Raw genomic sequence first — 24,662 nt, 5'->3', positions numbered from 1 at the left:
CGCGCCCGGCCTTGCGATTCGCGCCCGTTGGCGCGTTCCGGCCGTGCCCGGGGCTTCGCCGCGCGTTCGTCCGGCGTTCGTCCAACGTGAGCCTGCTCACCCGGGGGCCCGCTCGGCGCGGGACGGCCGGTCGGCGGGCAGCAGCAGGCCCCAGCACCCCGGATGGACCGTCCAGGTGCGGGCCCGGACCGGGCCCACCGGGTGGCCGTCCGCCTCGTACCCGAAGCCGCGCCCGGCCACCGAGACGCTGGCCGCCCGGGCCCGGAGCAGGGCCCCGGGGGCGCGCACCACGATCTCCATCACGCCCTCGCCGGCCGGCAGGGTCACCTGGACCACCCGGACCGGCCGATGCACGTCGGCGAGCAGCCGGCCGTCCGCCTCGACCCGCAGCCGCGAGCTCGGCTCGCCCAGGCCGGGCTCGGCGCGCGCGGCGCGCCCCGCCGCCCCGGTGCGCGCGATCCGCTCCGGGGTGAGTACGGTCCCCTGCTCGGCCGCAGCCAGTTTCGCCCATAGCGAACGCCAGCCGCTCGGACGGCCCGCCGGGCGCCGTATCCCGCTCCCGGAGATCCGCACCCCGCCGAGCGCCACCCCGCCACCGTCGTCGACCAGCAGGTCCAGCTTGCGCACCGTCCCCGCCAGCACCGCCCGCGCCGCCGCCACCGGGGCCACCGGCACGCCCAGCCCGCGGGCCGCCGCCACCTCCTCCGGCCGGCCGACCGGCACCAGGCCCACCGGGTCCGTCCCCAGCTCACGTTGGCGGTACAGCGCCTGGAGCACCCGCTGGAGCGCGAGATCGGAACCGATCACCACCGGTCGCCTCCGACCGCGGTGCGAAAGCATCCGGTCGAGCTCGGAGGGCGTCTCCGGATAGGCCACCTTGACGTCCGTCCCACCGGAGAGAACGTCCTTCGCGATCCGCACCGACTCGCCGTCGGACTGCCGGGCCGCCGGGTCGAGGAGCAGGAGAAGCGGCTCCGGGCCGCCGGTTGCAGGCGTGGACAGGGACGACACAACCGGTCCTTCCTCAGGTAATCTCTCGGTGCAAGAGCCCCTTGCGCTATTGCGCCAGGGGCTTCGTCTATCTCGGGGCAGACTGCGGCCTACGCAGGATGCCCCAACCGGAAGGGGTGTACGCCTGTGCCGGCACTCGTGCTCGTTGGCGCTCAGTGGGGAGACGAGGGCAAGGGGAAGGCGACCGACCTCCTCGGCGGCTCCGTCGACTACGTCGTCCGCTACCAGGGCGGCAACAACGCCGGTCACACGGTGGTCATCGGCGACCAGAAGTACGCGCTGCACCTGCTGCCTTCCGGCATCCTCAGCCCGAATGTGACGCCGGTGATCGGCAACGGCGTCGTCATCGACCCGGGCGTGCTGCTCTCCGAGCTCAACGGCCTGAACGAGCGCGGCATCGACACCTCCAAGCTGCTGGTCTCGGGCAACGCCCACCTGATCACGCCGTACCACCGCACCCTGGACAAGGTCACCGAGCGCTTCCTCGGCAAGCGCCGGATCGGCACCACCGGCCGCGGCATCGGCCCGACCTACGCGGACAAGATCAACCGCGTCGGCATCCGGGTCCAGGACCTCTTCGACGAGTCGATCCTGCGCCAGAAGATCGAGGCGGCGCTGCACGACAAGAACCAGCTGCTGGTCAAGCTGTACAACCGCCGTGCCATCCCCGCCGACCTGGTGCTGGAGGAGTACCTGGGCTACGCGGACAAGATCAAGCCGTTCCTGGCCGACACCACCCTGGTGCTCGACGAGGCGCTGAAGGCCGGCAAGGTCGTCCTGCTGGAGGGCGGCCAGGGCACCCTGCTCGACGTCGACCACGGCACGTACCCGTTCGTCACCTCCAGCAACCCGACCTCGGGCGGCGCCTGCACCGGCTCCGGCATCGGCCCCACCAAGATCGACCGGGTCATCGGCATCCTGAAGGCCTACACCACCCGCGTCGGCTCCGGCCCGTTCCCGACCGAGCTGCTCGACGAGGACGGCGAGGCGCTGCGCCGCATCGGCGGCGAGCGCGGCGTCACCACCGGCCGCGACCGCCGCTGCGGCTGGTTCGACGCGGTGATCGCGCGCTACGCGACCCGGGTCAACGGCCTCACCGACTTCTTCCTGACCAAGCTCGACGTGCTCACCGGCTGGGAGCAGATCCCGGTCTGCGTGGCCTACGAGATCGACGGCCGGCGGGTCGAGGAGCTGCCGTACAACCAGTCGGACTTCCACCACGCCAAGCCGGTCTACGAGACCCTGCCGGGCTGGAGCGAGGACATCAGCAAGGCGAAGACCTTCGCCGAGCTGCCGAAGAACGCCCAGGCGTACGTGAAGGCGCTGGAGGAGATGTCGGGCGCCCCGATCTCCGCCATCGGCGTCGGCCCGGGCCGCGACGAGACGATCCAGATCAACTCGTTCCTGTAGGCCCGTCGGCCGCTTGGGAGGAGGCCCCGCGGGTTCGCCCGCGGGGCCTCCTCTTGTCTTGGGGATTTTGCACTAGCACAAAAAGCCATTGCCTCTAGTGCATTCGCGGGCTACCGTTGGCGATCATGACCGCCAAGCTGCCCGTCCCCGTCACCCTCACCGGCCGCCACGTCCGCCTGGAACCGCTGGAGCGCCGCCACCTGTCCGGCCTGTGGGCCGCCGTCGGGCCGGACCCCGAGGTGTGGCGGTGGATCCCGTTCGCCGCGCCGGCCTCGGAGCAGGAACTGGGGGCGATCCTCGACGTCCGGCTCGCCGAGACGGCGGCCGGGGAGGCCGTGAAGTTCGCCGTGATCGACCTCGCCTCCGGCCGGGCCGTCGGCATCACCGGCTACTACGCGTTCGACGCGGAGGACGAGCTCGTCGAGATCGGCGGCACCTGGTACGCCCGGTCGGTGTGGCGCAGCGCCGTCAACACGGAGTCGAAGCTGCTGCTGCTCACGCACGCGTTCGACGAGTTGGGCATGGGTCGGGTGTTCTGGAAGACCGACGCGCTCAACGAGCGCTCGCGCAACGCGATCCTGCGGCTGGGCGCGCGGTACGAGGGCGTCCACCGGCGCGAGAAGCGGCGCGCCAGTGGCGTCTGGCGGGACACCGCGTACTTCTCGATGCTGCGCGACGAGTGGCCGGCCGCCCGGACCCGGCTGGAGCGGCGGCTCGCCGCCGGCTGACCGCTACCTCTCCTTGCGGGACGCCAAGTCGCGTTTGCCCGACCGCCGTTCCCGCGGCTGACGGGTCGCGATGATCTGCGCCACCACTCCGACGAAGACCACCGACACCAGCAGGCCCGTCAGCAACACCACGGCCATCAGCGATCGACCGCCGCCACGGCCCGGACCGCCTCGCCGCACACCCCGATGAGTTCCACACCCCAGTCATCGGCCAAAGCGGCGACGAGGTCAAGCCCCCGCCCGCACGTTCGATCGGCGTCCGGTTCCCCGGTGCCGGGGAGCCGCCCGTGACGTGGTCCTTCGGGGTCGGCCCCGATCCGCGGTGGAAGCAACATCGACTGTCTCCAGTCCAGTTGAGGGGTGGAGTCGGCTGCCGACGCAGTCCGGACCCGTGTCGACGACGCTAGGGTTCCAGGGGCAACAGTTGCTACCGCATCCGGCGCACTTCACCCCATCGGGCTACTCGGTGGACCCGGTGTCCACCGGGCGGCAAACTGCACCGAAGGCACCGAGCGAGGAGGGACGCGCATGCCACCACGCCTGTCGCCCAGCGTGCGCCAGCAACGACTCGGCTCGGAACTGCGCCGGCTGCGCGAGCACGCCGGCATGACGCCCAAGGCCATGGCGGCCGCCCTGGGCACGGACGTTCCCAAGATCTCCCAGATGGAGAACGGCAAGTCCGGCATCAGCGCCGACCGCCTCCGCTCCTGGGCCGCCGCCTGCCGGTGCGCCAACCTCCCGCTCATCGAGGCCCTGACCCTGATGACCCAGGACCGCGGCAGGCACTGGTGGCACCACTTCCGCGGCCGGGTCCCCGCCGGCATGCTCGACATCGCCGAACTCGAACACCACGCCGAGTCCCTGCTCGTCCTGAACACCACCTCGATCCCCGGCCTGCTCCAGACCAGTCGCTACGCCGCCGCGATGTTCGCCCGGCTGCGCCCGCCGCTGCCCCGCCACGACGCCGACGTCCGGACCGCCTTCCGCACCGAACGCCAGCAAGTCCTCTCCGCCGGAAGGCCGTTCACCGCGTTCATACACGAGGCGGCGCTCCGGATGCAGTTCGGCGGCCCGGCGGTCCTCCGGGAGCAGCTGGCGAGCCTGCTCGACGACGCCGAGCGCCCCGGCGTCACCCTCCGCGCCATCCCCTTCAGCGTCGACACCTATCCGGGCTCGGGCGAGGACCTCTTCCTCGCGCACGGCCCGGTCCCCGAACTCGACACGGTGCAGATCGACCTGACCCAGGGGCCGCAGTTCATCGACTCGGAGGCGGACTTGGCGTCCTACCGCGCCATCGTCGCCGAGTCCGACGCGCTCGCCCTGAGCCCCGGGGAGTCCCACGACTTCATCCGGGGCGTCTTGACGGACCTGAAAGGCCGGCAATCCCGATGAGCGACTGGCAGAAGTCCTCGATCAGCGGCAACAGCAACCAGTGCGTCGAAGTCCGGGCCGCCGGCGGCCGCATCGAGATCCGCGAGTCCGACGCCCCCGACTCCGTCGTCGTCACCACCCCGCAGACGTTCGCGCTGTGCATCGAAGGCGTCAAGCGCGGCGAGTTCGACCACCTCACCCCCTGAAGGAGCCCTCCCCATGGACACCTGGCAGAAGGCCGCCCCCGGCGGCCAGGGCGACGACGCCCTGGAGATCCGCACCGTCAACGGCATGGTCGAGATCCGCGACCCCCGCAACGACGCCGTCATCGTGCGCACCACTCCCCGCAAGTGGGCCGCCTTCGTCCTCGGCGTGAAGGCCGGCGAATTCGACCACTTCGTCGCCGACTGACCGCCCCCTGCCGCCATCCCGCCGTCCTCCCCCTCGGGGGGCGCGGCGGGCCCGGCGGGCGACGCCCCCGGAAAAATGGGCGCGAGGGGGCGGGGCGGGCTTCGATAGGATTGGGACGCCCACAGTGGAACGTCGCTCTGGCCGGCAGCCCGGGAGGCGGCGCCTGTGCCCGGTTCCCTTCGCCGCCCCAGACCCTGCGCCCGTCGCGGCACTCCGGGACAGGGGTGCGTGCGGGAGAAATCGGAGCATCCGAGGATGGCTCGGCACCTGATCACCAGCGCCCTCCCCTATATCAACGGGATCAAGCACCTGGGCAACATGGTCGGGTCCATGCTGCCGGCGGACGTCTACGCGCGGTACCTGCGCCGGCGCGGGCACGAGGTGCTGTACATCTGCGCGACCGACGAGCACGGGACGCCGGCCGAGCTGGCCGCCCAGGAGGCCGGGCTGCCGGTGGCGGAGTTCTGCGCGCGGGCGCACGAGCAGCAGAAGGCGGTGTACGACGGCTTCAAGCTGTCGTTCGACTACTTCGGCCGCAGCTCCTCGCCGCAGAACCGGGAGATCACCCAGGAGATCGCCCGCGAGCTGCACGCCAACGGGTTCATCGAGGAGCGGGCGATCCGCCAGGTGTACTCCAACGCGGACGGCCGCTTCCTGCCGGACCGGTACATCGTCGGCACCTGCCCGCACTGCGGCTACGACAAGGCGCGCGGCGACCAGTGCGAGAACTGCACCCGCGTCCTGGACCCGACGGACCTGCTGGAGCCGCGCTCGGCGATCAGCGGCAGCGCGGACCTGGAGGTCCGGGAGACCAAGCACCTGTTCCTGCTCCAGTCGAAGCTGACCGGGCAGGTGGAGGACTGGGTCGCCGCGCACGGCGACGAGTGGCCGGTGCTGGCCTCCTCGATCGCCCGCAAGTGGCTGACCGAGGGCCTGCAGGACCGCGCGATCACCCGTGACCTGGAGTGGGGCGTGCCGGTGCCGGCCGATGTGTGGCCGGAGCTGGCGGCCGCCGGCAAGGTCTTCTACGTCTGGTTCGACGCGCCGATCGAGTACATCGGCGCGACGAAGGAGTGGGCGGACGCGGCGCCGGCCGGCGAGCAGCGGGACTGGAAGTCCTGGTGGTACGAGGCGGACGAGACCGTCCGCTACACCGAGTTCATGGCCAAGGACAACGTCCCGTTCCACACCGTGATGTTCCCGGCCACGATCCTCGGCTCGCGCAAGCCGTGGAAGAAGGTCGACTACGTCAAGGCCTTCAACTGGCTGACCTACTACGGCGGGAAGTTCTCCACCAGCCAGAAGCGGGGCATCTTCACCGACGTCGCCCTGGAGCTGCTGCCCGCCGACTACTGGCGCTACTTCCTGATGGCGCACGCGCCCGAGTCGGACGACTCCAGCTTCACCTGGGACCTCTTCGCCTCGGTGGTCAACAAGGACCTCGCCGACACCCTCGGCAACTTCGTCAACCGGGTGCTGTCGTTCAGCCGCAAGCGGTTCGGCGACGACGTGCCGGCCGGGAACCCGGCGGGCGAGGCGGAGCAGCGGCTGGGCGCGCAGATCGCCGAGCTGCTGGCCGACTACGAGACGCAGCTGGAGGCGCTCAACTTCCGCAAGGCGGCGCAGAGCCTGCGCACCCTGTGGAGCGCGGGCAACGCCTACCTGGACGAGAAGGCGCCCTGGCTGCAGGTGAAGACCGACCCGGAGGCGGCGGCGCTGACGCTGCGCACGGCGATGAACCTCATCCACCTGTACGCGGTGGTCTCCGAGCCGTTCATCCCGACGGCGGCGCGGGCGATGCGCGAGGCCTTCGCCCTGCCCGCCGACGCCCCGGCGCGCACCGCCGCCTGGGTGGACGCGGACGCGGCGCGGGCGCTGGACGCGGTGCCGGCCGGCACGCCGTTCACGGTCCCGCCGGTGCTGTTCGCCAAGATCACCGACGAGGACCTGGCCACCTGGACCGAGCGCTTCGGCGGCGGCGAGTAGAGCGCGGGACGGCCGCTCTCCCCGTACCGGGAGGGCGGCCGACCCGTCCTGCCCGCGCCGTGGGGGGCGTTGCGACGATCGGCGGATGACCACCACGAGCGGCGCGCCCCCCGGCGGTACCCGGCTCCCCTGCCGCGTCCTCGGCCGGGGCGAGCCGCTGCCCGTCCTGCCCGGCGGGGCGACGCGCGCCTGCGTACCCGTGCGGCCTCGGCGGGCGCGTCGGACACCGCCCGCTCCACCTCCCGGACCTGCGCGGCACCGGCCGCTCGCCCGGGACGTGTCCTGAAGACCGGCCCGGGGCCACGACGCCGGGGCACGCGCGCCCCCGGCCTCGTCCCGACCTGATCCACAGGACCGCCCTATCGGGCGTCGGCCGCGCGGGCGGTGTGGACGGTGAGGGCGGCGAGGTAGAAGGCGTCGGGGCGGGTGAGGATGCCGGTGGGCGCGTCGCGGTCCAGCAGGGCGTCCAGGGCGGCGAGGTCGCCGGCGTCCAGCAGGTCGGCGAACTGCTCCCGGCGGCGGGTGAGTTGGACGTGCAGGAACTCGCGGGCCGAGGTGTCCAGCGGGGCCGGGCGGTCGACCAGGAAGGTCCGGGTGCCGGAGGGCACCAGGCCGGCGGCGGCCAGCATGGCCGGCCAGTCCTCGACCACGGCCACCGAGCCCGGGGCGGACTCGCGCATCGCCGTGAAGGTGTCCTCGTGCGCCGCGTCCAGGCGGGCCTGGAGGCCCGGACGGCCGAGACCGAGGTCGCGCGGGAGGTAGCGGGCCGGCAGGCCGCGCTCGGCGACGGCCAGCACGCCGCCCGGGCGCAGGGTGGCGGCCAGCGCGGTGAGCGCGGCCTGCTGGTCGCCGAGGTGGTGGATCGCGTTGCCGGACCAGACCAGGTCGGCGGCGCCGAGCGTGCCGAAGTCCTCGGGCAGGTCGGCCCGGTGGGTGGCGACGCGACCGGCCGAGCGGGTGCGGGCGCGCTCCAGCAGGGCCTCGGACTGGTCGACGGCGACCACCTCGGCGGCCGGGAAGGCGTCCGCGAGCAGCCCGGCGATCACGCCGGGGCCGCTGCCCACGTCGAGCACCCGGCGGACCGGGGTGCCGTCCAGCAGCCCGCCCAGCCACCGGGCGGCCTCGGTGACGGCCGGGGCCTGGACCTCGGCCTCGCGCTCCAGGTGGACGGCGAGGGCGTCCCAGTCGAAGTCGGCGTCCTGGCCGTGGCCGTGAGCATGGCCGTGGCCGTGCTGCGCGTGGCCGTGCTGCGCGTGGGTGTGGGCGTGGATATCGGCGTGCCGGGTCATGGGGAACTCCGTCCTCTCGATGGGTCGACTCAGGCGGCGGCGAGGGCGTGCTCGACGTCCTCGTCCACCAGGTCGTGGTTGAGCGCGAACGCCGCCGCGGCGCCCGCCCCGGCGGCGGTGACCACCTGGGCGCGCGGGTCGGCGACGTTGCCCACCGCCCACACCCCCGGCACGCTGGTGCGGCCCGTGCGGTCGGTGGTCACCCAGCCCTGCGCGTCCCGCTCGCAGGCCAGGCCGAACAGCAGGGCGTCCCGGGGCACCGCCCGGGGGAACAGGAACACCGCCTCGCGCGGCACCGCCGTGCCGTCCGCCAGTTCGACGCCGCGCAGCCGGTCGTCGGTGACGACCACCCGCTTGAGCTCGCCCTCGACGACCCGCACGCCCCGGGCGGCGAGCCGGGCCCGGTCGTCCGCGGAGAGCTCCAGGGTGTGCGCGAGCAGCACCACGTCCGCCGACCACTGGCGCAGCAGCAGCGCCTGGTGCACCGCGCCCGGGTGGGTGCCGAGCACCCCGAGCGGGCGGTCGCGGACCTCGTAGCCGTGGCAGTACGGGCAGTGCAGCACGTCGCGGCCCCAGCGTTCGGCCAGGCCGGGCAGCTCCGGCAGGCCGTCGCGCAGCCCGGTGGCGACGACCACCCGGCGGGCCCGCAGCGCCGGACCGCCGGCCAGGTGGACGTCGAAGGCGGGGCCCCGCGGGGACGGCGCCGGCTCGATGTGGTCCACCCGGGCGTCGAGCAGGTCGACCCCGTACCCCGCCAGTTCGGCGCGGCCGGTCTCCAGCAGCGCGGCCGGGGCCATGCCGTCCCGGGAGAGGAAGCCCCCCATCCGCGCGGCCGGGGCGTTGCGCGGCTGCCCGGCGTCCACCACGGCCACCCGGCGGCAGGCCCGGGCCAGGACCAGGGCCGCGTTCAGTCCGGCGGCGCCGCCGCCGACCACCACGACGTCATGGCCGTCGGTGCCGGCGGGGATCTCGGGAACAGTCCCGTTTCGCGTGTCGCTCACGGCGATCACCTCCACCGCCAGGCTGCGCCGACCGCCGGGCGGCGGGCAACTTTCGTTGCTGTTTCGGCAACACCTGCCGACGTCGGGGAAACGGCCCTTGCCTTGGAGCGCACTCCAACTCCTAGGGTCGGCAGTCGGAATCAGCGCCCCGCACACCCGTACACCCGTACACCCGCACGCCCGTACACCCGCACACCCCAGGGGGACCACCACCATGCGTTACCGCACCCTCGGCGGCACCGGCATCGAGGTCAGCGCCTACTGCCTCGGCACGATGATGTTCGGCGCGATCGGCAACCCCGACCACGACGACTGCGCCCGGATCGTCCACGCCGCACTCGACGCGGGCGTCAACTTCGTGGACACCGCCGACATGTACTCGGCCGGCGAGTCCGAGGAGATCGTCGGCAAGGCCCTGCAGGCCCGCGGCGACCGCGACGACGTCGTGCTCGCCACCAAGGTGCACTTCCCGATGGGCGAGGGCCGCAACCGCGGCGGCAACTCCCGCCGCTGGATCGTCCGCGAGGTCGAGGAGAGCCTGCGCCGGCTGCGCACCGACCGGATCGACCTCTACCAGGTGCACCGGCCGGACCCCGGCACCGACCTGGAGGAGACCCTGGCCGTCCTCGGCGACCTGGTGCGGGCCGGCAAGATCCTCGCCTTCGGCTGCTCGACCTTCCCGGCCCATGAGCTCGTCGAGGCCCACCACGTCGCCGAGCGGCGCGGCCTGCCCCGCTTCCGCACCGAGCAGCCGCCGTACTCGCTGCTCGCCCGCGGCGTCGAGCGGGACGTCCTGCCGACCGTGCGGCGGCTCGGCATGGGGGCGCTGACCTGGTCGCCGCTCGCCTCCGGCTTCCTCACCGGCCGCTACCGCAAGGACCGGCCGATCGACCTGGGCAGCGGGCGGGCCGCCCTGATGCCGGCCCGCTTCGACCCGGCGCTGCCGGTCAACCAGGCCAAGCTGGACGCCGTCGAGGCCCTGACCGCCGTCGCCGAGGACCTCGGCCGTACCCTGCCCGAGCTGGCCCTCGCCTTCCCGCTGGCGCACCCGGCGGTCACCTCGGTGATCATCGGACCGCGCACCCCCGGCCAGCTGGAGGCCGCCCTCAGGGGCGCCGACCTGGTGCTCGACGACGCCACCCTGGACCGCATCGACGCCATCGTCCCGCCCGGCACCGACGTCTACCCCCCGGACGGCGTCTGGCGCCCCCGCGCCCTCACCGACCCCGCCCTGCGCCGCCGCCTGCCCACCGACCGACCGGCGGCCGACCGCCCGGCGGCCGGCTGAACGGGAGGACCGGCAGGGGGCCGGGGGCGGGAGCCCTACCCGCGCAGGAGGTCGACCACGCCGGTGAGGTCCTCCACGCCGTGGCGGGCCGGGTCGGCGTCCAGGCGGCGGCGCATCAGCTCGAAGTAGGGCGTGAGCAGTTCGCCGCTCACGCCCTGCTCCTCGGCGGTCCGCAGGAAGGTCGGCACCCCGGCGACCTGCATCGCCAGGTTGGAGACGACGCCCTCGGTGTAGTCACCGGCCGCCAGCTGCCCGGCGGTGGCCGCGACCGAGCCGGTCATCGCGGTGAGCCAGGAGGACAGCAGCGGGGCCAGCGCGCGCGGGTCGACGGACTCGCCGCGGACCAGCGCGAAGGCGTGTGCGACGCCCGCGAACATGCCGTACATCGCGCTCAGCAGCGCCACGTCGTGCAGCGCGGCGAAGCCGGCGTCCTCGCCGACGTACCGCGCGCCGGCCGGGGCCTCCAGGGTCACGCGGTGCTCCTCGAACAGCTCCGGGGAGCCGCTGTAGAAGACGTACGGGCCGGCCTGCGGGACCCCGATCATCGGCGGGACGGCCATGATGCCGCCGTCCAGGTAGCGGGCGCCGCGCCCGGTCACCCGGGCCGCGCGGGCGCGGGCCGTGCCGGGGGTGCTGGTGACCAGGTTGACGACGTCCTTGCCGGTGAGGTCGGCGCCGGCCAGCGCCTCCTCGACCGAGGCGTCGTCGAGCAGGCAGACCACCACCAGCCCGTTGGCGGCGACCGCCTCGGCCGCGGTGGCGGCGACGGCGGCGCCCCGGGCGGCCAGCGGTTCGGCCCGGGCGGCGGTGCGGTTCCAGACGGTGAGCGGATGCCCGGCGTCCAGCCATGCCCCGGCCAGCGCGGTGCCCATCGCACCGAGGCCGAGCAGGGTGAGCGGGGTCTTCGAAACGGCGTCAGCGGCGTTCTGTGTCATGCCGGCCAGCCTCGTTCCGGCCCCGGGAACGATCAAGTACGCACGTGGGAGTGGGTGGTTACCCTGAGGTGAGCGAGCAGGCCGGCGAAGGGGTGGGACAGGACATGGCGGCAACCGTGCCGAGGCCCGGTGCGTACGTCTGCGGGATCGACGCCGCGATGGACGTCATCGGCGGCAAGTGGAAGGTGCTGATCCTCTGGGCGCTGGGCGAGCGGCCGCACCTGCGCTTCGGCGAGCTGCGCCGGCAGGTGCCGGGGATCACCGAGAAGGTGCTCGCCGCCCACCTGCGCGAGCTGGAGGCGGACGGCATCGTGCACCGCGCCTCGTACGACGAGGTGCCGCCGCGGGTCGAGTACTCGCTCACGGCGGCCGGACGGCGGCTCAACGAGGCGCTGGCACCGCTGGGCGCCTGGGGCCGGCAGCACGTGCTGAACGACGCCCCGCACCCCTGAGCGGGCCGGGGTCAGGCGATCGAGGCGGACACGATCGCCGCCACCGCGAGGTTGCAGCTGGCGGTCACCCAGACCGCCGGGTGCGGCTCCGGGTCGACGAGGATCGCGCCCAGCTTGCCCGGCGTCAGCACGTCCACCACCCAGAACGCGACGGCCATCAGCACCAGGCCGAGGACGCCGAAGCAGGCGGTGGAGGCCAGGCCCTTCCCGAAGTCCTCGTAGGTGTAGAGGATCGCGGTGAAGACGATGCCGCCGATGCCGAGCAGCGCCGAGCTGAGCAGCACGGCCGCGTTGCGGTTGCGCTCCACCCAGATCTGCCGGCCGAGCTTGCCCGGTGTCAGGACGTCCACCAGGACGATGCCGAGCAGCAGCAGAACCACGCCGACGCCGCCGAAGGCCGCCGCCGCGCCGAGACCGTGCAGGATGTCGTTCATGGGTGTGTGGCCCCCCGGGTCCGTGTCGCAGGTCGCACGCCGTGGGCCGGGCCACCCGCGCGCGGGCCCCCTCCCGCGGTCAAGGATCGGCAAAAGATAACCCATCACGGCCTGGTTCCGAGAGGGAACGGACCCCTCCCGCACCAACAGGGGCACGCGTACCATCGGACGCCATGACCCAGCCGTCGCCCGCCAGTTCCACCCGGATACCGGACATCCCCGGACCGGCCGCCGCAAAGCCCCCGGCCGCCGCACCCGTGGCCGCCGCACCGGGCGCCCCCGCGGCGGACGGCGCGACGCCGGGGGCCGCCTCCCGCCGCCGCTCCGGCTTCGTCGCCCTGGGCATGGTCGGCACCCTCGCCCTCGCGCTCTCCGGCTGCTCGTCCTCCTCCGGGAAGAACCCGCCGAGCCGCTGCGTCGACCCGGCCACCCTCAAGGTCCTCGACAGCCACTCCTGCACCACCAAGAGCAGCACCACCACCGCCGGCCGCTGGTACTACTGCGGCTCGGGCGGCACCACCGCCACCGGCGGCACCTTCGACAAGGCCGCCACCAAGCGCGGCGGCTTCGGCTGCCCGTCCGGCTCCAGCGGCTCGGGCGGGGGCTGATCCGCCGTGCGCCGCCGCACCCTCGAACCCCGCCCCGACTGGCTGGCCACCGTCGAGGGCCAGGGCCTCATCTACGCGATGTGCTCGGACCCGTGCAACCAGGGCGGCCCGCACGCCTACTGGGACGAGTCCGCATACTACGAGTTCTCGCTGCCCGAGGTGGAGGCGCTGGAGGAGGTGGTCGAGGAGCTGCACGAGATGTCGCTGGCCGCCGCCGGCCACGTGGTCCGTACCGGCCGCTTCGCCGACTACGGCATCACCGACCCGCGGCTCGCCGCCGCCGTCACCGAGTCCTGGCACCGCCGCGACGAACAGCCCACCCTCTACGGGCGGTTCGACCTCGCCTACGACGGCACCGGCCCGGCGAAGCTGTTCGAGTACAACGCCGACACCCCGACCTCGCTGATCGAGGCGGCCGGACCCCAGTGGTTCTGGATGGAGGAGCGGTTCCCGCACGCCGACCAGTGGAACTCGCTGCACGAGCGGCTGGTCGCCGCCTGGGGCCGGCAGAAGCACCTGCTGCCGCCCGGCCCGGTGCACTTCGCGCACTCGCGCGGCGACACCGAGGGCGAGGACTGGATGACCACCCTCTACCTCCAGGAGTGCGCCGAGCAGGCCGGCATCGAGACGGTCGGCATCGCCATGGAGGACATCGGCTGGGACGGCCTGTCCGGGCGCTTCGTCGACCTGGAGCACCGCTTCGTCCGCGCCGCGTTCAAGCTCTACCCGTGGGAGTGGCTGGCCACCGACGAGTTCGCCGAGCAGCTGCTGGACGTCGTCGACCACGGCGGCTCCACCGGCTCCACAATGTGGATCGAGCCGGCCTGGAAGATGCTGCTCTCCAACAAGGCCCTGCTGGCCGTCCTCTGGGAGCTGTACCCGGGCCACCCCAACCTGCTGCCCGCCTACCTGGACGGCCCGCGCGAGCTCGCCGACCCGGACGGCCCGGGCTACGCCGCCAAGCCGCTGCTCGGCCGCGAGGGCGCGGGCGTGCGCATCGTCGAGCCGGGCGGCCGCGAGACCCGGCTCGCCGACTGGGCCGGCGACCCGGACCGCTACGGCGCCGAGGGCCACTGCTACCAGCAGCTCCACCCGCTGCCCGACTTCGACGGCAACCGCCCCGTCCTCGGCACCTGGGTGGTCGACGGCGAGGCCGCCGGCCTCGGCATCCGCGAGACCGACGACAGCCCCATCACCCACCAGGGCGCCCGCTTCCTCCCCCACCTCATCCTCTGAACCCGCCCGGCCCGGCCCCCCGCCCCGGCCCGCCGCCGGAATGCCGGCCGGGCCGGTGCTGTTTGATTGGCCCATGGCATCTCGTGCACGTGTACGCGCCCCCGAGCTGGTCGGGGCAGGCGGTTGGCTGAACACCGGCGGCAAGGAGCTGACGCTCGCCGACTTCCGGGGCAAGATCACCATTCTGGACTTCTGGACGTTCTGCTGCATCAACTGCCTGCACGTCCTCGACGAGCTGCGGGAGCTGGAGGAGAAGCACCGGGACACCGTGGTGATCGTCGGCGTGCACTCGCCCAAGTTCGTGCACGAGGCCGACCACCGGGCCGTGGTGGACGCGGTGGACCGGTACGAGGTGCACCACCCGGTACTGGACGACCCGGCGCTCGCGACCTGGAAGCAGTACGCGGTGCGCGCCTGGCCGACACTGGTGGTGATCGACCCGGAGGGGTACGTGGTCGCCCAGCACGCCGGCGAGGGGCACGCGCACGCGATCGCCCGGCTGGTCGAGGAGCTGGAGGCGGAGCACGCCGCCAAGGGCACCCTGCGGCGCGGCGACGGCCCGTACGTGGCGCCCGAGCCGACCGCCGGGGACCTCAAGTTCCCGGGCAAGGCCGTCCGGCTGCCGAACGGCCACTTCCTGGTGGCCGACTCCGGTCACCACTCGCTGGTCGAGCTGGAGGCCGACGGCGAGACCGTGGTGCGCCGGATCGGCGACGGGGTGCGCGGCCTGGTGGACGGCCACGGCCCCCGGTTCAGCGAGCCGCAGGGCCTCGCGCTGCTGCCGGAGGGCACCGCCGAGTACGACGTGATCGTCGCCGACACCGTCAACCACGCACTGCGCGGCGTCCGGCTCGCGGACGGCCACGTGACCACCCTGGCCGGCACCGGCCGGCAGTGGTGGCAGGGCTCGGCGACCGAGGGCCCGGCCCGCGAGGTGGACCTCTCCTCGCCGTGGGACGTCGCCTGGTTCGACGGCCGGGTCTGGATCGCGATGGCCGGCGTCCACCAGCTGTGGGCGTACGACCCGGCCGCCGGCACCGTCGGCGTCGCGGCCGGCACCACCAACGAGGGCCTGGTCGACGGACCCGCCGCCGAGGCCTGGTTCGCCCAGCCCTCCGGCCTGGCCGTCTCCGCGGACGGCGAGCGGCTCTGGGTCGCCGACTCCGAGACCTCGGCGCTGCGCTGGGTTTCACGTGAAACCAAGACCGTGCACAGCGCCGTCGGCACCGGCCTGTTCGACTTCGGGCACCGGGACGGCGCGGCCGGACAGGCGCTGCTCCAGCACCCGCTGGGCGTGACCGTGCTGCCGGACGGCTCGGTGGCCGTCAGCGACACCTACAACCACGCGCTGCGCCGCTACGACCCGGCGAGCGGCGAGGTCAGCACGCTGGCCACCGACCTGCGCGAGCCCTCCGGCGCGGTGCTGGCCGACGGCGACATCGTGGTGGTCGAGTCCGCCCGGCACCGGCTGACCCGGCTGCGGCTGCCCGAGGAGGCCGTCCGGGTGGACGCGGTGGCGCACCGCACCCAGCGGGCCGCCACCGAGGTCGCGCCGGGCGCGCTGCGGCTGGACGTGGTCTTCCGGGCGCCCACCGGCCAGAAGCTGGACGAGCGCTACGGCCCGTCCACCCGGCTGCTGGTCAGCGCCACCCCGCCCGAACTGCTGGTCTCCGGCGCGGGCGCGGACAGCGCGCTCTCCCGTGAGCTGGTGCTCTCCGACACGGTGGCCGAGGGCGTGCTGCACGTCTCCGCGATGGCGGCGTCCTGCGACGACGACCCGGCGATCGAGTACCCGGCCTGCCACGTCCACCAGCAGGACTGGGGCGTGCCGGTGAAGCTCACCGCCGGCGGCGCGCGCCGGCTGCCGCTGGTGCTGGCGGGTCTGGAGTAGCCGCCCGCGGAACGGACGAAGGGGCCCGGCGAGCGCGCTGCTCGCCGGGCCCCTTCCGCGTCCTGCGGGGGCTCAGCCCTCCAGGAACGCCTTGATCGCGCTCGCCAGCAGGTACGGGTCCTCCGCGCCGCACAGCTCGCGCGCCGAGTGCATGGAGAGCGCCGCGATGCCGCAGTCCACGGTCTGGATGCCGAGGCGGGCCGCGGTGATCGGGCCGATCGTGGTCCCGCAGGGCATGGCGTTGTTGGAGACGAAGGTCTGCCACGGCACGCCGGCCTTCTCGCAGGCCGCCGCGAACACCGCCCGGCCGACACCGTCGGTGGCGTACCGGTTGTTGACGTTGACCTTGAGGATCGGACCGCCGTTGGGCAGCGGGTGGTGGCCCGGCTCGTGCCGCTCGCTGTAGTTCGGGTGGACGGCGTGGCCCATGTCGGAGGAGAGGCAGACGGTGCCGGCCAGCGCCCGGGCCCGGTCCTCCAGGCCGCCGCCGCGCGCGTACACGCTGCGCTCCAGGACGTTGCCGAGCAGCGGGCTCTGCGCGCCGGTGTCCGACTCGCTGCCGGTCTCCTCGTGGTCGAAGGCGGCCAGCACCGGGATGTACGGCAGCGCCGCGCCGTCCGTCTCGGCGGCGGTGGCCACCGCGGCCAGCGCGGCGGTGGCGGCGTGCACCGAGAGCAGGTTGTCCAGCCGCGGGCCGGCCAGCAGCTCGCGGTCCCGGCCCAGGTAGGAGGCCGGCTGGACGTCATGGGTCATCAGGTCCCAGCCGGTCACCTCCTCCGCGTCGAGCCCCGCCCGCTGGGCGACGTAGCCGATCAGCGAGCCCTCGTCGACCGGGCCGAGGCCCCAGATCGGCGTGAGGTGGCGCTGCTTGTCCAGCTTCATGCCGTCGTTGACCTGGCGGTCCAGGTGGATCGCCAGCTGCGGCACGCGCAGCAGCGGCTCGTCCAGCTGGACCAGCCGCCGGCTGCCGTCGCGCAGGGTGAGCCGGCCGGAGAGGCCGAGGTCCCGGTCGAGCCAGGTGTTGAGCGGCACCCCGCCGTAGATCTCCACCGCGACCTGCCGCCAGCCCGCCGACCCGGTGTCGGGGATCGGCTTGACCCGCAGGTTGGGCGAGTCGGTATGGGTGCCGACCACGCGGAACGGTGTCTCCGGTCCCGCGCCGGCCGGCACGTACCAGGCGATCAGCGCGCCGCCGCGGACGACGTACCGGCCGCCGGCCACGCCGTCCCAGGAGTCCGTTTCCAGCACCTGCCGGAAGCCGGCTTTCTCCAGACGCTCGGCCGCGCTCGCGACCGCGTGATAGGGCGACGGCGAGGTGCCGAGGAAGGCGATCAGGTCATCGGTGTGCGTCCGGTCGAAGAAGGCCTGGCGGGCGGCGGTCGACATGCTGCTCCTGGGTCGAGGGAGGGCCGGGGCCGAAATGGGGGATCGGCCTCGCACCTTGAGCATATGCCCGTACACGGACATGACACTCGGAGCATCCCAACGGATGCAGAACGCAGACAGAAACGTGAACTGACGCCCCCTTCACAGCCGCTGGACCATCGGTACCGCGGCCGTGCCGCCGGTGGGTACACCGAAGGACCCGGTCGGCGGGACCGGGCCCTTCGGTGTGAGGGTGGGGTCAGGCGGTCAGGAAGGTGTCACGCGCGGCGTGCCCGGTGAAGGGGGACGGCCGGGAGACGGGTGGGCGTCAGAACGCCTCCTCCGCCAGCTCCATGATCTCGTTGTCGATGCCCTCGGCGATCAGGCGCTGCGGGGCGACGGTGGGCAGCACGTTCCTGGCGAAGAAGCGGGCGGCCGCGACCTTGCCCTGGTAGAACGGCACGTCCTTCCCGGAGGCGCCGGCCTCCAGCTTGGCCAGGGCCACCGCGGCCTGGCGCAGCAGCAGCCAGCCGACCACGACGTCGCCGGAGACCATCAGCAGGCGGGTGGTGTTGAGGCCCACCTTGTACATGTTCTTGACGTCCTGCTCGACCGAGGAGAGGTCGGCGAGCAGCTTGCCGACGATGGCCTCCAGGTCGCCGGCGGCCTTGGCGAGCAGCTCGCGCTCGGCGGCCAGGGCGTCGCCGCCCGCGGCGGAGCCGAGGAACTTCTGGATCTGCTCGGACAGCGCGGTGAGCGCCTGGCCGCCGTCCTTGACGATCTTGCGGAAGAAGAAGTCCTGGCCCTGGATGGCCGTGGTGCCCTCGTAGAGGGTGTCGATCTTGGCGTCCCGGATGTACTGCTCGATCGGGTACTCCTGCAGGTAGCCGGAGCCGCCGAAGGTCTGCAGGGACTGGGCGAGCTGCTCGTAGGACTTCTCCGAGCCGTAGCCCTTGACGATCGGCAGGAGCAGGTCGTTCAGGCGCTCGGCGGCCTCGTCGCGCTCACCGCGCAGCTTGGCGGCCGTCATGTCGTCCTGGACGGAGGCGGTGAACAGCACCAGGGCGCGCATGCCCTCGGCGTACGCCTTCTGGGTCAGCAGCGAGCGGCGCACGTCCGGGTGGTGGGTGATGGTGACGCGCGGGGCGGTCTTGTCCAGGAACTGCGAGATGTCGGCGCCCTGCACGCGCTCCTTGGCGTACTCCAGCGCGTTCAGGTAGCCGGTGGAGAGGGTGGCGATGGCCTTCGTGCCGACCATCATCCGGGCGAACTCGATGATCTTGAACATCTGGCGGATGCCGTCGACCTTCTCGCCGAGCAGCCAGCCCTTGGCCGGGTGCTTGGCGCCGAAGGTCATCTCGCAGGTGTTCGAGGCCTTCAGGCCCATCTTGTGCTCGACGTTGGTGGCGTAGACGCCGTTGCGCTCGCCCAGCTCGCCGGTCTCCCAGTCGAAGTCGTACTTGGGGACGATGAACAGGCCCAGGCCCTTGGTGCCCGGCTTGCCGCCCTCGGGGCGGGCCAGCACCATGTGGACGATGTTCTCGGACATGTCGTGCTCGCCCGAGGTGATGAAGCGCTTGACGCCCTCGATGTGCCAGGAGCCGTCCTCCTGCTGGATCGCCTTGGTGCGGCCGGCGCCCACGTCCGAGCCGGCGTCCGGCTCGGTGAGGACCATGGTGGAGCCCCACAGGCGGTCGGTCATCCGCTTGGCGATCTCGAGCTGCTGCTCGGTGCCCTCCTCGGCGATGACGCCGGCGAAGGCCGGGCCGGAGGAGTACATCCAGATGGCCGGGTTGGAGCCCAGGATCTGCTCGGCGAAGGCCCAGATCAGCGAGTTCGGGGTGACCTGGCCGCCGATCGACTCCGGGATGCCCAGGCGCCACCACTCGGCGTCCATGAAGGTCTGGTAGCTCTTCTTGAAGGCCGCCGGGACCGGTGCGGTGCTGGTCTCGGGGTCGAAGACCGGGGGGTTGCGGTCGGTGTCGGTGAAGGACGCGGCGAGGTCGTTCTCGGCGAGGCGCGAGATCTCGCTCAGGATGTTCTTCGCGGTCTCGACGTCCATCTCCGCGAACGGTCCGGTGCCGTACACCTGCTCGCGGCCGAACACCTCGAAGAGGTTGAACTCCACGTCGCGCAGGTTGGACTTGTAGTGACCCATGGCCGTTATCTCCGGTTCGTCGCTTCCGGGACATCTCCGCGTTCGGGCGCCCGTACCCACCAGTAGGCCTCATGATGCTACCCAGCGGTAACTTGTTTCAAGCCCCCGCCCGGGAATCCTCCGATGATTACCGTATGAACGTGGTCACGTCCCACAAGGCGGGACGGTCCGCTCTTGTCAGGATCGACGCCCACGCGGGGGCCCGCGCTCCCGATAGCCTGTCCGTGTGTACGGCTATGACCAGAACGCGTACCCGGGCGACCCCTACCAGCAGGCGGGGCCGCAGCCGGGCATGAGCGGCATGCCCGGCCCCGGCCCGTACGGCGAGCAGCCGCCGAACGCGCAGCAGTCCCTCTATCCGGAGCCGTCGCCGCCGTCCCTGGCCGACGCCGTCCGGGCCTTCACCACCGGCTCGATGGCGGTGGAGGACTTCCAGGCCATCTTCATCACCTCCAAGGTGCACTGCCCGCGCGGCGACCGGCCGGGCTTCCTGGCCCTGCACAACACGCCGACGCCGGTCATCCCGATGTTCAGCTCGCTGAAGGAGCTGCGCCGCTACGCCGGCAAGGACTCCAAGCACTTCACCGTCACCGGCGCCGAGGTCCTCGACCTGCTGCCGACCGGCTACGGCTTCGCGCTGGACATGGAGGGCGAGCACCGGATGGTGTTCGACGCCAAGGCGGTCGAGCAGATGGTCGACTTCACCATGCGCCGGATGTACGGCTGACGGACGATGGACGGGGGCCCGCCCGCCCCCGCCCGGCGGCCGCCCCGCACAGATTTGGTTCAACATTCAACTTGCTTCTTGTTGAGGATTGAACTAATCTCGTGGACACAGGCCGAGGAGCATCCACCGAAGGAGGCCGACATGCCCGCCGTGACCGTCGACAACCCGCTGACCCTCCCGCGCGTCACCACCCCGGACCCCGCCGTCACGAGCGCCCGGCCGGTCCTGCAGGTGGCCACCGCCCCCGAGGGCTTCGAGGGCGAGGGCTTCCCCGTCCGCCGCGCCTTCGCCAAGATCAACACCAAGCACCTCGACCCGTTCATCATGATGGACCAGATGGGCGAGGTGGACTACGCGGCCGGCGAGCCCAAGGGCACCCCCTGGCACCCGCACCGCGGCTTCGAGACCGTCACCTACATCATCGACGGAACGTTCATCCACCAGGACTCGCACGGCGGTGGCGGCACCATCACCGACGGCGACACCCAGTGGATGACGGCCGGCTCCGGCCTCCTCCACATCGAGAGCCCGCCGGAGTCGCTGGTGATGTCCGGCGGCCTCTTCCACGGCCTCCAGCTGTGGGTGAACCTGCCCGCCTCGGACAAGATGATCGCCCCCAAGTACCAGGACATCCGCGGCGGCAGCGTCAAGCTGCTCAGCACCGAGGACGGCGGCGCGCTGCTGCGGGTCATCGCCGGCGAGGTCGACGGCCACCAGGGCCCCGGCACCACCTTCACCCCGATCACCATGATCCACGCCTCGATCAGCCCCGGCGCCCAGCTCACCCTCCCCTGGCGCCCCGACTTCAACGCCCTCGCCTACGGCCTCGCCGGCAACGGCTCGGCCGGCCCCGAGCACCGCCCCTTCCACCGCGGCCAGGCCGTCGTGTTCGGCGACGGCGACTCCCTCACCATCCGCGCCGACGAGAAGCAGGACTCCCGCGACCCCAACTTCGAGGTCGTCCTCCTCGGCGGCCTCCCCATCCGCGAACCCGTCGCCTGGTACGGCCCCTTCGTGATGAACAGCCACCGCGAACTCCAGCAGGCCATGGAGGACTTCCAGGCCGGCCGCCTCGGCACCGTCCCCGCCGACCGGTAGTCGCACCCGCGATGCCCTCCGCCGCCCGAACGCCGCCACATCGGCGTTCGGGCGGCGGAGGGCATCGCCGTGACTCGGGGCTACGACTCGCCGGCGGAGCAGACGTCAGCGTGCTCGTGCTCCAAGGTGTCGACGGCAGCTGCCGCGAGCGGATGCACGGGGTCGCGCAGCGCATCGGCGGCGTGGCGCGGGGCCTTGACCCGGGTCGGACGGTCGGGGCTCACAGCAGGATCTGCAGGCTGACGGCGGCGGTCAGGGAGGAGTAGCCGGTCGTCAGGCAGACCAGGGGGTTGGGCGCGGGCGCGGTGGCGACCTGGAGGACGGTGGAGCCCGTGAACCGGCCTGCGGTGACGGTTCCGGAGTTGGTGACCACCAGGGTGCCGGCGATGTCGGACACCGCCCTGGTGTAGGCGTACGTGGTGGTCGAGCCGTCCGCCCAGGTGATGGTCTGCGTGCCGGGGGCGGTCGACAGGAGATCGATGCAGGAGTAGTCGGGCACGGTGACGTGCAGGTGGGCGCTACCGGGCAGGATGTCTTCGTGGCCGGGTGCCACACAGCCGATGTTGTAGGAGGAGTCGACGGTGACCTCGGTGTCCCGCGGCGTGGCGGTCAGCGGCGGGTCGTAGGCGTTGTGCACCGTGCCTTCGCAGGACACCTGGACGACGTGGGCCTGTGCCGTCGTGGGCGCGGCGAGGCCGATCAGGGTGAGCAGGAGTGCGACGACGATCAGTTGCCGTTTTCTGGACACGTTCCCTCCGGAACCGTGAATGATTCGCATGCTGCGCGAACCATGGTCCGCCCCGGCACCAGGCGGGGCTGAGGGACAGTATGAGTCGTGACGGTTCCACCTTCCAGGGCCGGCGCTTCCCGCTTGGCGTGGAGAGGTGCGCACGGAGCGCATTGTCGGTCCGCGAGCCCTTCGTGCGGGCCGGGCACGCCGCCCGCGAAGGCGGGGCACGCGTTGCCGGGTCGGCAACGCGCACCGCCCGCCGGGAGTTTCCCGGCGGGCGGTGTCGGTGACGGGGCGGTGCGGGCGGTGGCTACTGGCTCTTGATGGCGCCCAGGATGTCCATCCGGGCCGCGCGGCGGGCGGGCCAGAGGGCGGCGAGCAGGCCGGTCACCGCGGCGGCGACCAGGAACAGCAGGACCTGTGCCGAGGGCACCACCATCGTGATGTCCTTGAAGCTGTCCTCCAGGGTGCGGGTGCCGGCCCAGGCGGTGACGATGCCGAGCAGCACGCCGACCACGCCGCCGAACAGCGCGATCATCAGCGACTCCAGCCGGACCATCCGGCCGATGCCGAGCCGGTCCAGGCCGATCGCCCGGAGCATGCCGATCTCCCGGCGACGCTCGAACACCGACATGGCCATGGTGTTGACGACACCGAGCACGGCGATCACCACGGACATGCCCAGCAGGCCGTACATCATGCTCAGCACGGACGTCACCATCCGGCGGTCCTCCGCCTTGATGTCCTTCTCGCCCTTGACGCTGATCAGCGGGTTGCCGCCGGTGGCGTCGCGCAGCGCCTGCTGGAGTTCCGGGGTCGCGCCGCCGGCGCCCTTGACCAGGACCTTCGTCAGGCCCGTGCCCGGTTCGGTGTGCGGGCCGACCACGGTGTCCGGGGCGATCAGGCCCGCCACCATGCTGCTCGGCTCCACCACGGCGCCGACGCTCAGCGTGTCCGGGGTGCCGTCCGGGTAGGTGACGGTCATCGTCGAGCCGACCGTCAGCCCGTTGCGCTCGGCGTAGCCGGTGGTGGCCAGCAGCTTGCCCTGCTTCAGGGCGTCGGCGGTGCCCTGCGTCGCCTTCAGGGCGACCAGCTGGTCGAAGGTGGCGGCGTCCACGGCGGTGAGCCACTCGCGGTCCCCGTCCACGCCGGTTGTGACCGGGACGTCGCGCATCGCGCTCATCGCGGCGACCCCGGGAGCCTCGGCGATCTGGCCGGCGACCTCGGGGGCGAGCATGGAGGAGTTCTCCATGGCGACGGCGTAGTCGGCCTTCAGGTCGTTCGCGGTGGCCTCGTCGACGGCCTTGTTCACCGAGGCGCCGACCACGGTCAGCGCGGTGATCAGGGTGACGCCGATGGTGAGCGCGGAGGCGGTGGCGGCGGTGCGGCGCGGGTTGCGCACGGCGTTCTCGCGGGCCAGCTTGCCCGGGGTGCCGAACAGCTTGCGCAGCACCGGGGCGAACAGCGCGATCACCGGGCGGGACAGCAGCGGGGTGAGCACGAAGACGCCGACCAGCAGCGCGCCCGCGCCCGCGCCGACCAGGTTGACCTCCGCACTCGCCGCGCCTGCCAGCAGCCCGCCCAGGCCGAGGGCGGTGAACGACGAGCCGATGACGTTGCGGACCACCAGGGACTTCTGGGTGGCGGGCTGTTCGGCCGAGCTCATCGCGGCGACCGGCGCGATCCGGGAGGCGCGGCGTGCCGGCAGCCAGGCGGCGAGCACGGTCACCACGACTCCGACGGCGAGCGAGCCGATCACCGTGGAGGGGCCGACCAGCAGCGGACCGTCCGGCAGGTTGGCCTCCCCCGGGCCGTTGAGCAGGCCACGCAGGCCGGCGGCGATGCCGATGCCGGCGGCCAGGCCGCCCAGCGAGGCGGTCACGCCGACCAGCACGGCCTCGGCCAGTACGGAGAGGGTGACCTGCTTGCGGCTGGCGCCGATCGCGCGCAGCAGGGCGAGTTCCCTGGTGCGCTGGGCGACCAGCATGGTGAAGGTGTTGGCGATGATGAAGACGCCGACGAAGAGCGCGATGCCGGCGAAGACCAGCAGGGCGGAGGACAGGCCCTTGGTCGTCGCGGTGATCATCCGGTCCTGCTCGTCGGCGAGTTCGCGGCCGGTGCGGGCCTCGATGTCGTCGGAGGCGGGCAGGGTCTGCTGGACGGCGGCGAGCAGCGCGGTGTCGTCGGTGCCGGGCTTGCCCTTGACGTCGATCTCGGCGAACCGGCCGGGGCTCAGGTAGAGCTGCTGGGCGGTGGCGGTGTCGAAGGCGGCGAGCGAGCCGCCGGAGATGACGCGCGGGTCGTTGGTGGTCACGGTGCCGGTGAGCTTCAGCTCCATGACCGGCCCGTTGACGGCGACGCGCACGGTGTCGCCGATCTTGTAGCCGCCCTTCTCGGCGGTCTTGGCGTCCAGCGCCACCTCGCCGGAGGTGCGCGGACCGCGGCCGTCGACCAGCGGGTAGCGCGGGTCGGTGCCGTCGGCGCCGGGCACGTAGTTGGTGCCGGTGGTGGAGAAGCCGTTGCCGATCAGCGC

At 72.7% G+C, this 24,662-nt stretch carries 23 protein-coding genes; 13 read left to right on the top strand and 10 right to left on the bottom strand.

Going from position 1 to position 24,662, the window contains the following annotated elements; all coding sequences use genetic code 11:
• Positions 1-96 precede the first annotated feature (96 nt).
• A complete protein-coding gene (locus tag ABTX81_RS20245; RefSeq protein ID WP_350547602.1) occupies positions 97-1,011 on the bottom strand; it encodes a diacylglycerol kinase in 915 nt (304 codons plus the stop codon).
• A gap of 126 nt (positions 1,012-1,137) precedes the next feature.
• Here ABTX81_RS20245 and ABTX81_RS20240 point away from each other — a divergent pair, with 126 nt between their 5' ends.
• From ABTX81_RS20240 to metG, 6 genes are all read left to right on the top strand, one after another.
• Positions 1,138-2,421: an adenylosuccinate synthase gene (locus tag ABTX81_RS20240; RefSeq protein ID WP_350547600.1), complete on the top strand. Its 1,284-nt coding sequence runs from the start codon at positions 1,138-1,140 to the stop codon at positions 2,419-2,421.
• 125 nt (positions 2,422-2,546) lie between these two features.
• A complete protein-coding gene (locus tag ABTX81_RS20235) occupies positions 2,547-3,149 on the top strand; it encodes a GNAT family N-acetyltransferase (protein WP_350547598.1) in 603 nt (200 codons plus the stop codon).
• Between the two features lie 528 nt (positions 3,150-3,677).
• Entirely contained in the window at positions 3,678-4,541 is an 864-nt protein-coding gene (locus tag ABTX81_RS20230; RefSeq protein ID WP_350547596.1) for a helix-turn-helix domain-containing protein, read from the top strand.
• Complete coding sequence (locus tag ABTX81_RS20225) at positions 4,538-4,726, top strand: DUF397 domain-containing protein (protein ID WP_350547595.1); 189 nt, start codon at positions 4,538-4,540, stop codon at positions 4,724-4,726. The genes ABTX81_RS20230 and ABTX81_RS20225 overlap by 4 nt, the downstream gene beginning before the upstream one ends.
• A gap of 13 nt (positions 4,727-4,739) precedes the next feature.
• Positions 4,740-4,931, top strand: a complete 192-nt coding sequence (locus ABTX81_RS20220; RefSeq protein ID WP_350547593.1) for a DUF397 domain-containing protein — start codon at positions 4,740-4,742, stop codon at positions 4,929-4,931.
• Between the two features lie 255 nt (positions 4,932-5,186).
• Positions 5,187-6,917 carry a methionine--tRNA ligase gene (gene metG / locus ABTX81_RS20215; protein WP_350547591.1) on the top strand — a complete coding sequence of 577 codons (1,731 nt, stop codon included), beginning with the start codon at positions 5,187-5,189 and terminating at the stop codon, positions 6,915-6,917.
• Positions 6,918-7,276: 359 nt separating this feature from the next.
• Here the strand turns inward: metG and ABTX81_RS20210 are convergent, their stop codons facing one another.
• Together ABTX81_RS20210 and ABTX81_RS20205 are read right to left on the bottom strand one after the other, a co-directional pair.
• Entirely contained in the window at positions 7,277-8,206 is a 930-nt protein-coding gene (locus ABTX81_RS20210; protein WP_350547589.1) for a class I SAM-dependent methyltransferase, read from the bottom strand.
• A gap of 29 nt (positions 8,207-8,235) precedes the next feature.
• Positions 8,236-9,213 carry an NAD(P)/FAD-dependent oxidoreductase gene (locus ABTX81_RS20205; RefSeq protein WP_502892820.1) on the bottom strand — a complete coding sequence of 326 codons (978 nt, stop codon included), beginning with the start codon at positions 9,211-9,213 and terminating at the stop codon, positions 8,236-8,238.
• Positions 9,214-9,421: 208 nt separating this feature from the next.
• On the opposite strand from ABTX81_RS20205, the gene ABTX81_RS20200 reads away from it, so the two are divergent.
• Positions 9,422-10,495 carry an aldo/keto reductase gene (locus tag ABTX81_RS20200; RefSeq protein ID WP_350547585.1) on the top strand — a complete coding sequence of 358 codons (1,074 nt, stop codon included), beginning with the start codon at positions 9,422-9,424 and terminating at the stop codon, positions 10,493-10,495.
• 35 nt (positions 10,496-10,530) lie between these two features.
• On the opposite strand, the gene ABTX81_RS20195 is transcribed toward ABTX81_RS20200, so the two are convergent.
• The gene (locus tag ABTX81_RS20195) at positions 10,531-11,430 is read right to left on the bottom strand and encodes an NAD(P)-dependent oxidoreductase (RefSeq protein ID WP_350547583.1); all 900 of its coding nucleotides are present in this window, start codon (positions 11,428-11,430) and stop codon (positions 10,531-10,533) included.
• Positions 11,431-11,534: 104 nt separating this feature from the next.
• Here ABTX81_RS20195 and ABTX81_RS20190 point away from each other — a divergent pair, with 104 nt between their 5' ends.
• Entirely contained in the window at positions 11,535-11,882 is a 348-nt protein-coding gene (locus ABTX81_RS20190; RefSeq protein ID WP_350547842.1) for a winged helix-turn-helix transcriptional regulator, read from the top strand.
• A gap of 11 nt (positions 11,883-11,893) precedes the next feature.
• Here the strand turns inward: ABTX81_RS20190 and ABTX81_RS20185 are convergent, their stop codons facing one another.
• Positions 11,894-12,316, bottom strand: a complete 423-nt coding sequence (locus ABTX81_RS20185) for a DUF350 domain-containing protein (protein ID WP_350547581.1) — start codon at positions 12,314-12,316, stop codon at positions 11,894-11,896.
• 173 nt (positions 12,317-12,489) lie between these two features.
• On the opposite strand from ABTX81_RS20185, the gene ABTX81_RS20180 reads away from it, so the two are divergent.
• The 3 genes from ABTX81_RS20180 (at position 12,490) to ABTX81_RS20170 (ending at position 16,051) form a co-directional block, all read left to right on the top strand.
• Positions 12,490-12,924, top strand: coding sequence for a hypothetical protein (locus ABTX81_RS20180; RefSeq protein ID WP_350547579.1), 435 nt, complete (start codon positions 12,490-12,492; stop codon positions 12,922-12,924).
• A gap of 6 nt (positions 12,925-12,930) precedes the next feature.
• Positions 12,931-14,160, top strand: coding sequence for a glutathionylspermidine synthase family protein (locus ABTX81_RS20175; protein WP_350547577.1), 1,230 nt, complete (start codon positions 12,931-12,933; stop codon positions 14,158-14,160).
• Between the two features lie 73 nt (positions 14,161-14,233).
• Positions 14,234-16,051 carry an NHL domain-containing thioredoxin family protein gene (locus ABTX81_RS20170; protein ID WP_350547575.1) on the top strand — a complete coding sequence of 606 codons (1,818 nt, stop codon included), beginning with the start codon at positions 14,234-14,236 and terminating at the stop codon, positions 16,049-16,051.
• A gap of 72 nt (positions 16,052-16,123) precedes the next feature.
• Here the strand turns inward: ABTX81_RS20170 and ABTX81_RS20165 are convergent, their stop codons facing one another.
• Together ABTX81_RS20165 and ABTX81_RS20160 are read right to left on the bottom strand one after the other, a co-directional pair.
• Entirely contained in the window at positions 16,124-17,437 is a 1,314-nt protein-coding gene (locus ABTX81_RS20165; protein WP_350547573.1) for a M18 family aminopeptidase, read from the bottom strand.
• Between the two features lie 307 nt (positions 17,438-17,744).
• Positions 17,745-19,574 carry an acyl-CoA dehydrogenase gene (locus ABTX81_RS20160; protein WP_350547571.1) on the bottom strand — a complete coding sequence of 610 codons (1,830 nt, stop codon included), beginning with the start codon at positions 19,572-19,574 and terminating at the stop codon, positions 17,745-17,747.
• Positions 19,575-19,800: 226 nt separating this feature from the next.
• Between ABTX81_RS20160 and ABTX81_RS20155 the strand changes: the two genes are divergently transcribed.
• Both ABTX81_RS20155 and ABTX81_RS20150 read left to right on the top strand, forming a co-directional pair.
• Positions 19,801-20,301, top strand: a complete 501-nt coding sequence (locus tag ABTX81_RS20155) for an SseB family protein (RefSeq protein ID WP_350547569.1) — start codon at positions 19,801-19,803, stop codon at positions 20,299-20,301.
• 141 nt (positions 20,302-20,442) lie between these two features.
• A complete protein-coding gene (locus tag ABTX81_RS20150; protein WP_350547567.1) occupies positions 20,443-21,399 on the top strand; it encodes a pirin family protein in 957 nt (318 codons plus the stop codon).
• Between the two features lie 80 nt (positions 21,400-21,479).
• Here the strand turns inward: ABTX81_RS20150 and ABTX81_RS20145 are convergent, their stop codons facing one another.
• From ABTX81_RS20145 to ABTX81_RS20135, 3 genes are all read right to left on the bottom strand, one after another.
• Positions 21,480-21,623 (bottom strand): hypothetical protein, encoded by a 144-nt coding sequence (locus ABTX81_RS20145; protein WP_350547565.1) that lies wholly within the window; start codon positions 21,621-21,623, stop codon positions 21,480-21,482.
• Positions 21,620-22,147 (bottom strand): hypothetical protein, encoded by a 528-nt coding sequence (locus tag ABTX81_RS20140; protein ID WP_350547563.1) that lies wholly within the window; start codon positions 22,145-22,147, stop codon positions 21,620-21,622. Before ABTX81_RS20140 ends, ABTX81_RS20145 begins: the two co-directional genes overlap by 4 nt.
• A gap of 292 nt (positions 22,148-22,439) precedes the next feature.
• On the bottom strand, positions 22,440-24,662 hold a 2,223-nt coding region (locus tag ABTX81_RS20135; protein WP_350547561.1), incomplete at its 5' end, for an ABC transporter permease.

The sequence above is a fragment of the Kitasatospora sp. NPDC097605 genome (assembly GCF_040302725.1).
Taxonomy (GTDB): Bacteria; Actinomycetota; Actinomycetes; order Streptomycetales; family Streptomycetaceae; genus Kitasatospora.
Note: the sequence above shows the minus strand (reverse complement) of the source record. Positions and strands in the feature narration are given on the sequence as shown.

What these genes read in the sequence shown, in the direction of transcription:
- ABTX81_RS20180 (WP_350547579.1), top strand. Translation starts at nt 12,490, where the DNA reads ATGACCCAGCCGTCGCCCGCCAGTTCCACCCGGATACCGGACATCCCC.
- ABTX81_RS20225 (WP_350547595.1), top strand. Translation starts at nt 4,538, where the DNA reads ATGAGCGACTGGCAGAAGTCCTCGATCAGCGGCAACAGCAACCAGTGC.
- ABTX81_RS20235 (WP_350547598.1), top strand. Translation starts at nt 2,547, where the DNA reads ATGACCGCCAAGCTGCCCGTCCCCGTCACCCTCACCGGCCGCCACGTC.
- ABTX81_RS20220 (WP_350547593.1), top strand. Translation starts at nt 4,740, where the DNA reads ATGGACACCTGGCAGAAGGCCGCCCCCGGCGGCCAGGGCGACGACGCC.
- ABTX81_RS20170 (WP_350547575.1), top strand. Translation starts at nt 14,234, where the DNA reads ATGGCATCTCGTGCACGTGTACGCGCCCCCGAGCTGGTCGGGGCAGGC.
- metG (WP_350547591.1), top strand. Translation starts at nt 5,187, where the DNA reads ATGGCTCGGCACCTGATCACCAGCGCCCTCCCCTATATCAACGGGATC.
- ABTX81_RS20210 (WP_350547589.1), bottom strand. Translation starts at nt 8,206, where the DNA reads ATGACCCGGCACGCCGATATCCACGCCCACACCCACGCGCAGCACGGC.
- ABTX81_RS20160 (WP_350547571.1), bottom strand. Translation starts at nt 19,574, where the DNA reads ATGGGTCACTACAAGTCCAACCTGCGCGACGTGGAGTTCAACCTCTTC.
- ABTX81_RS20150 (WP_350547567.1), top strand. Translation starts at nt 20,443, where the DNA reads ATGCCCGCCGTGACCGTCGACAACCCGCTGACCCTCCCGCGCGTCACC.
- ABTX81_RS20195 (WP_350547583.1), bottom strand. Translation starts at nt 11,430, where the DNA reads ATGACACAGAACGCCGCTGACGCCGTTTCGAAGACCCCGCTCACCCTG.
- ABTX81_RS20200 (WP_350547585.1), top strand. Translation starts at nt 9,422, where the DNA reads ATGCGTTACCGCACCCTCGGCGGCACCGGCATCGAGGTCAGCGCCTAC.
- ABTX81_RS20230 (WP_350547596.1), top strand. Translation starts at nt 3,678, where the DNA reads ATGCCACCACGCCTGTCGCCCAGCGTGCGCCAGCAACGACTCGGCTCG.
- ABTX81_RS20165 (WP_350547573.1), bottom strand. Translation starts at nt 17,437, where the DNA reads ATGTCGACCGCCGCCCGCCAGGCCTTCTTCGACCGGACGCACACCGAT.
- ABTX81_RS20185 (WP_350547581.1), bottom strand. Translation starts at nt 12,316, where the DNA reads ATGAACGACATCCTGCACGGTCTCGGCGCGGCGGCGGCCTTCGGCGGC.
- ABTX81_RS20190 (WP_350547842.1), top strand. Translation starts at nt 11,535, where the DNA reads ATGGCGGCAACCGTGCCGAGGCCCGGTGCGTACGTCTGCGGGATCGAC.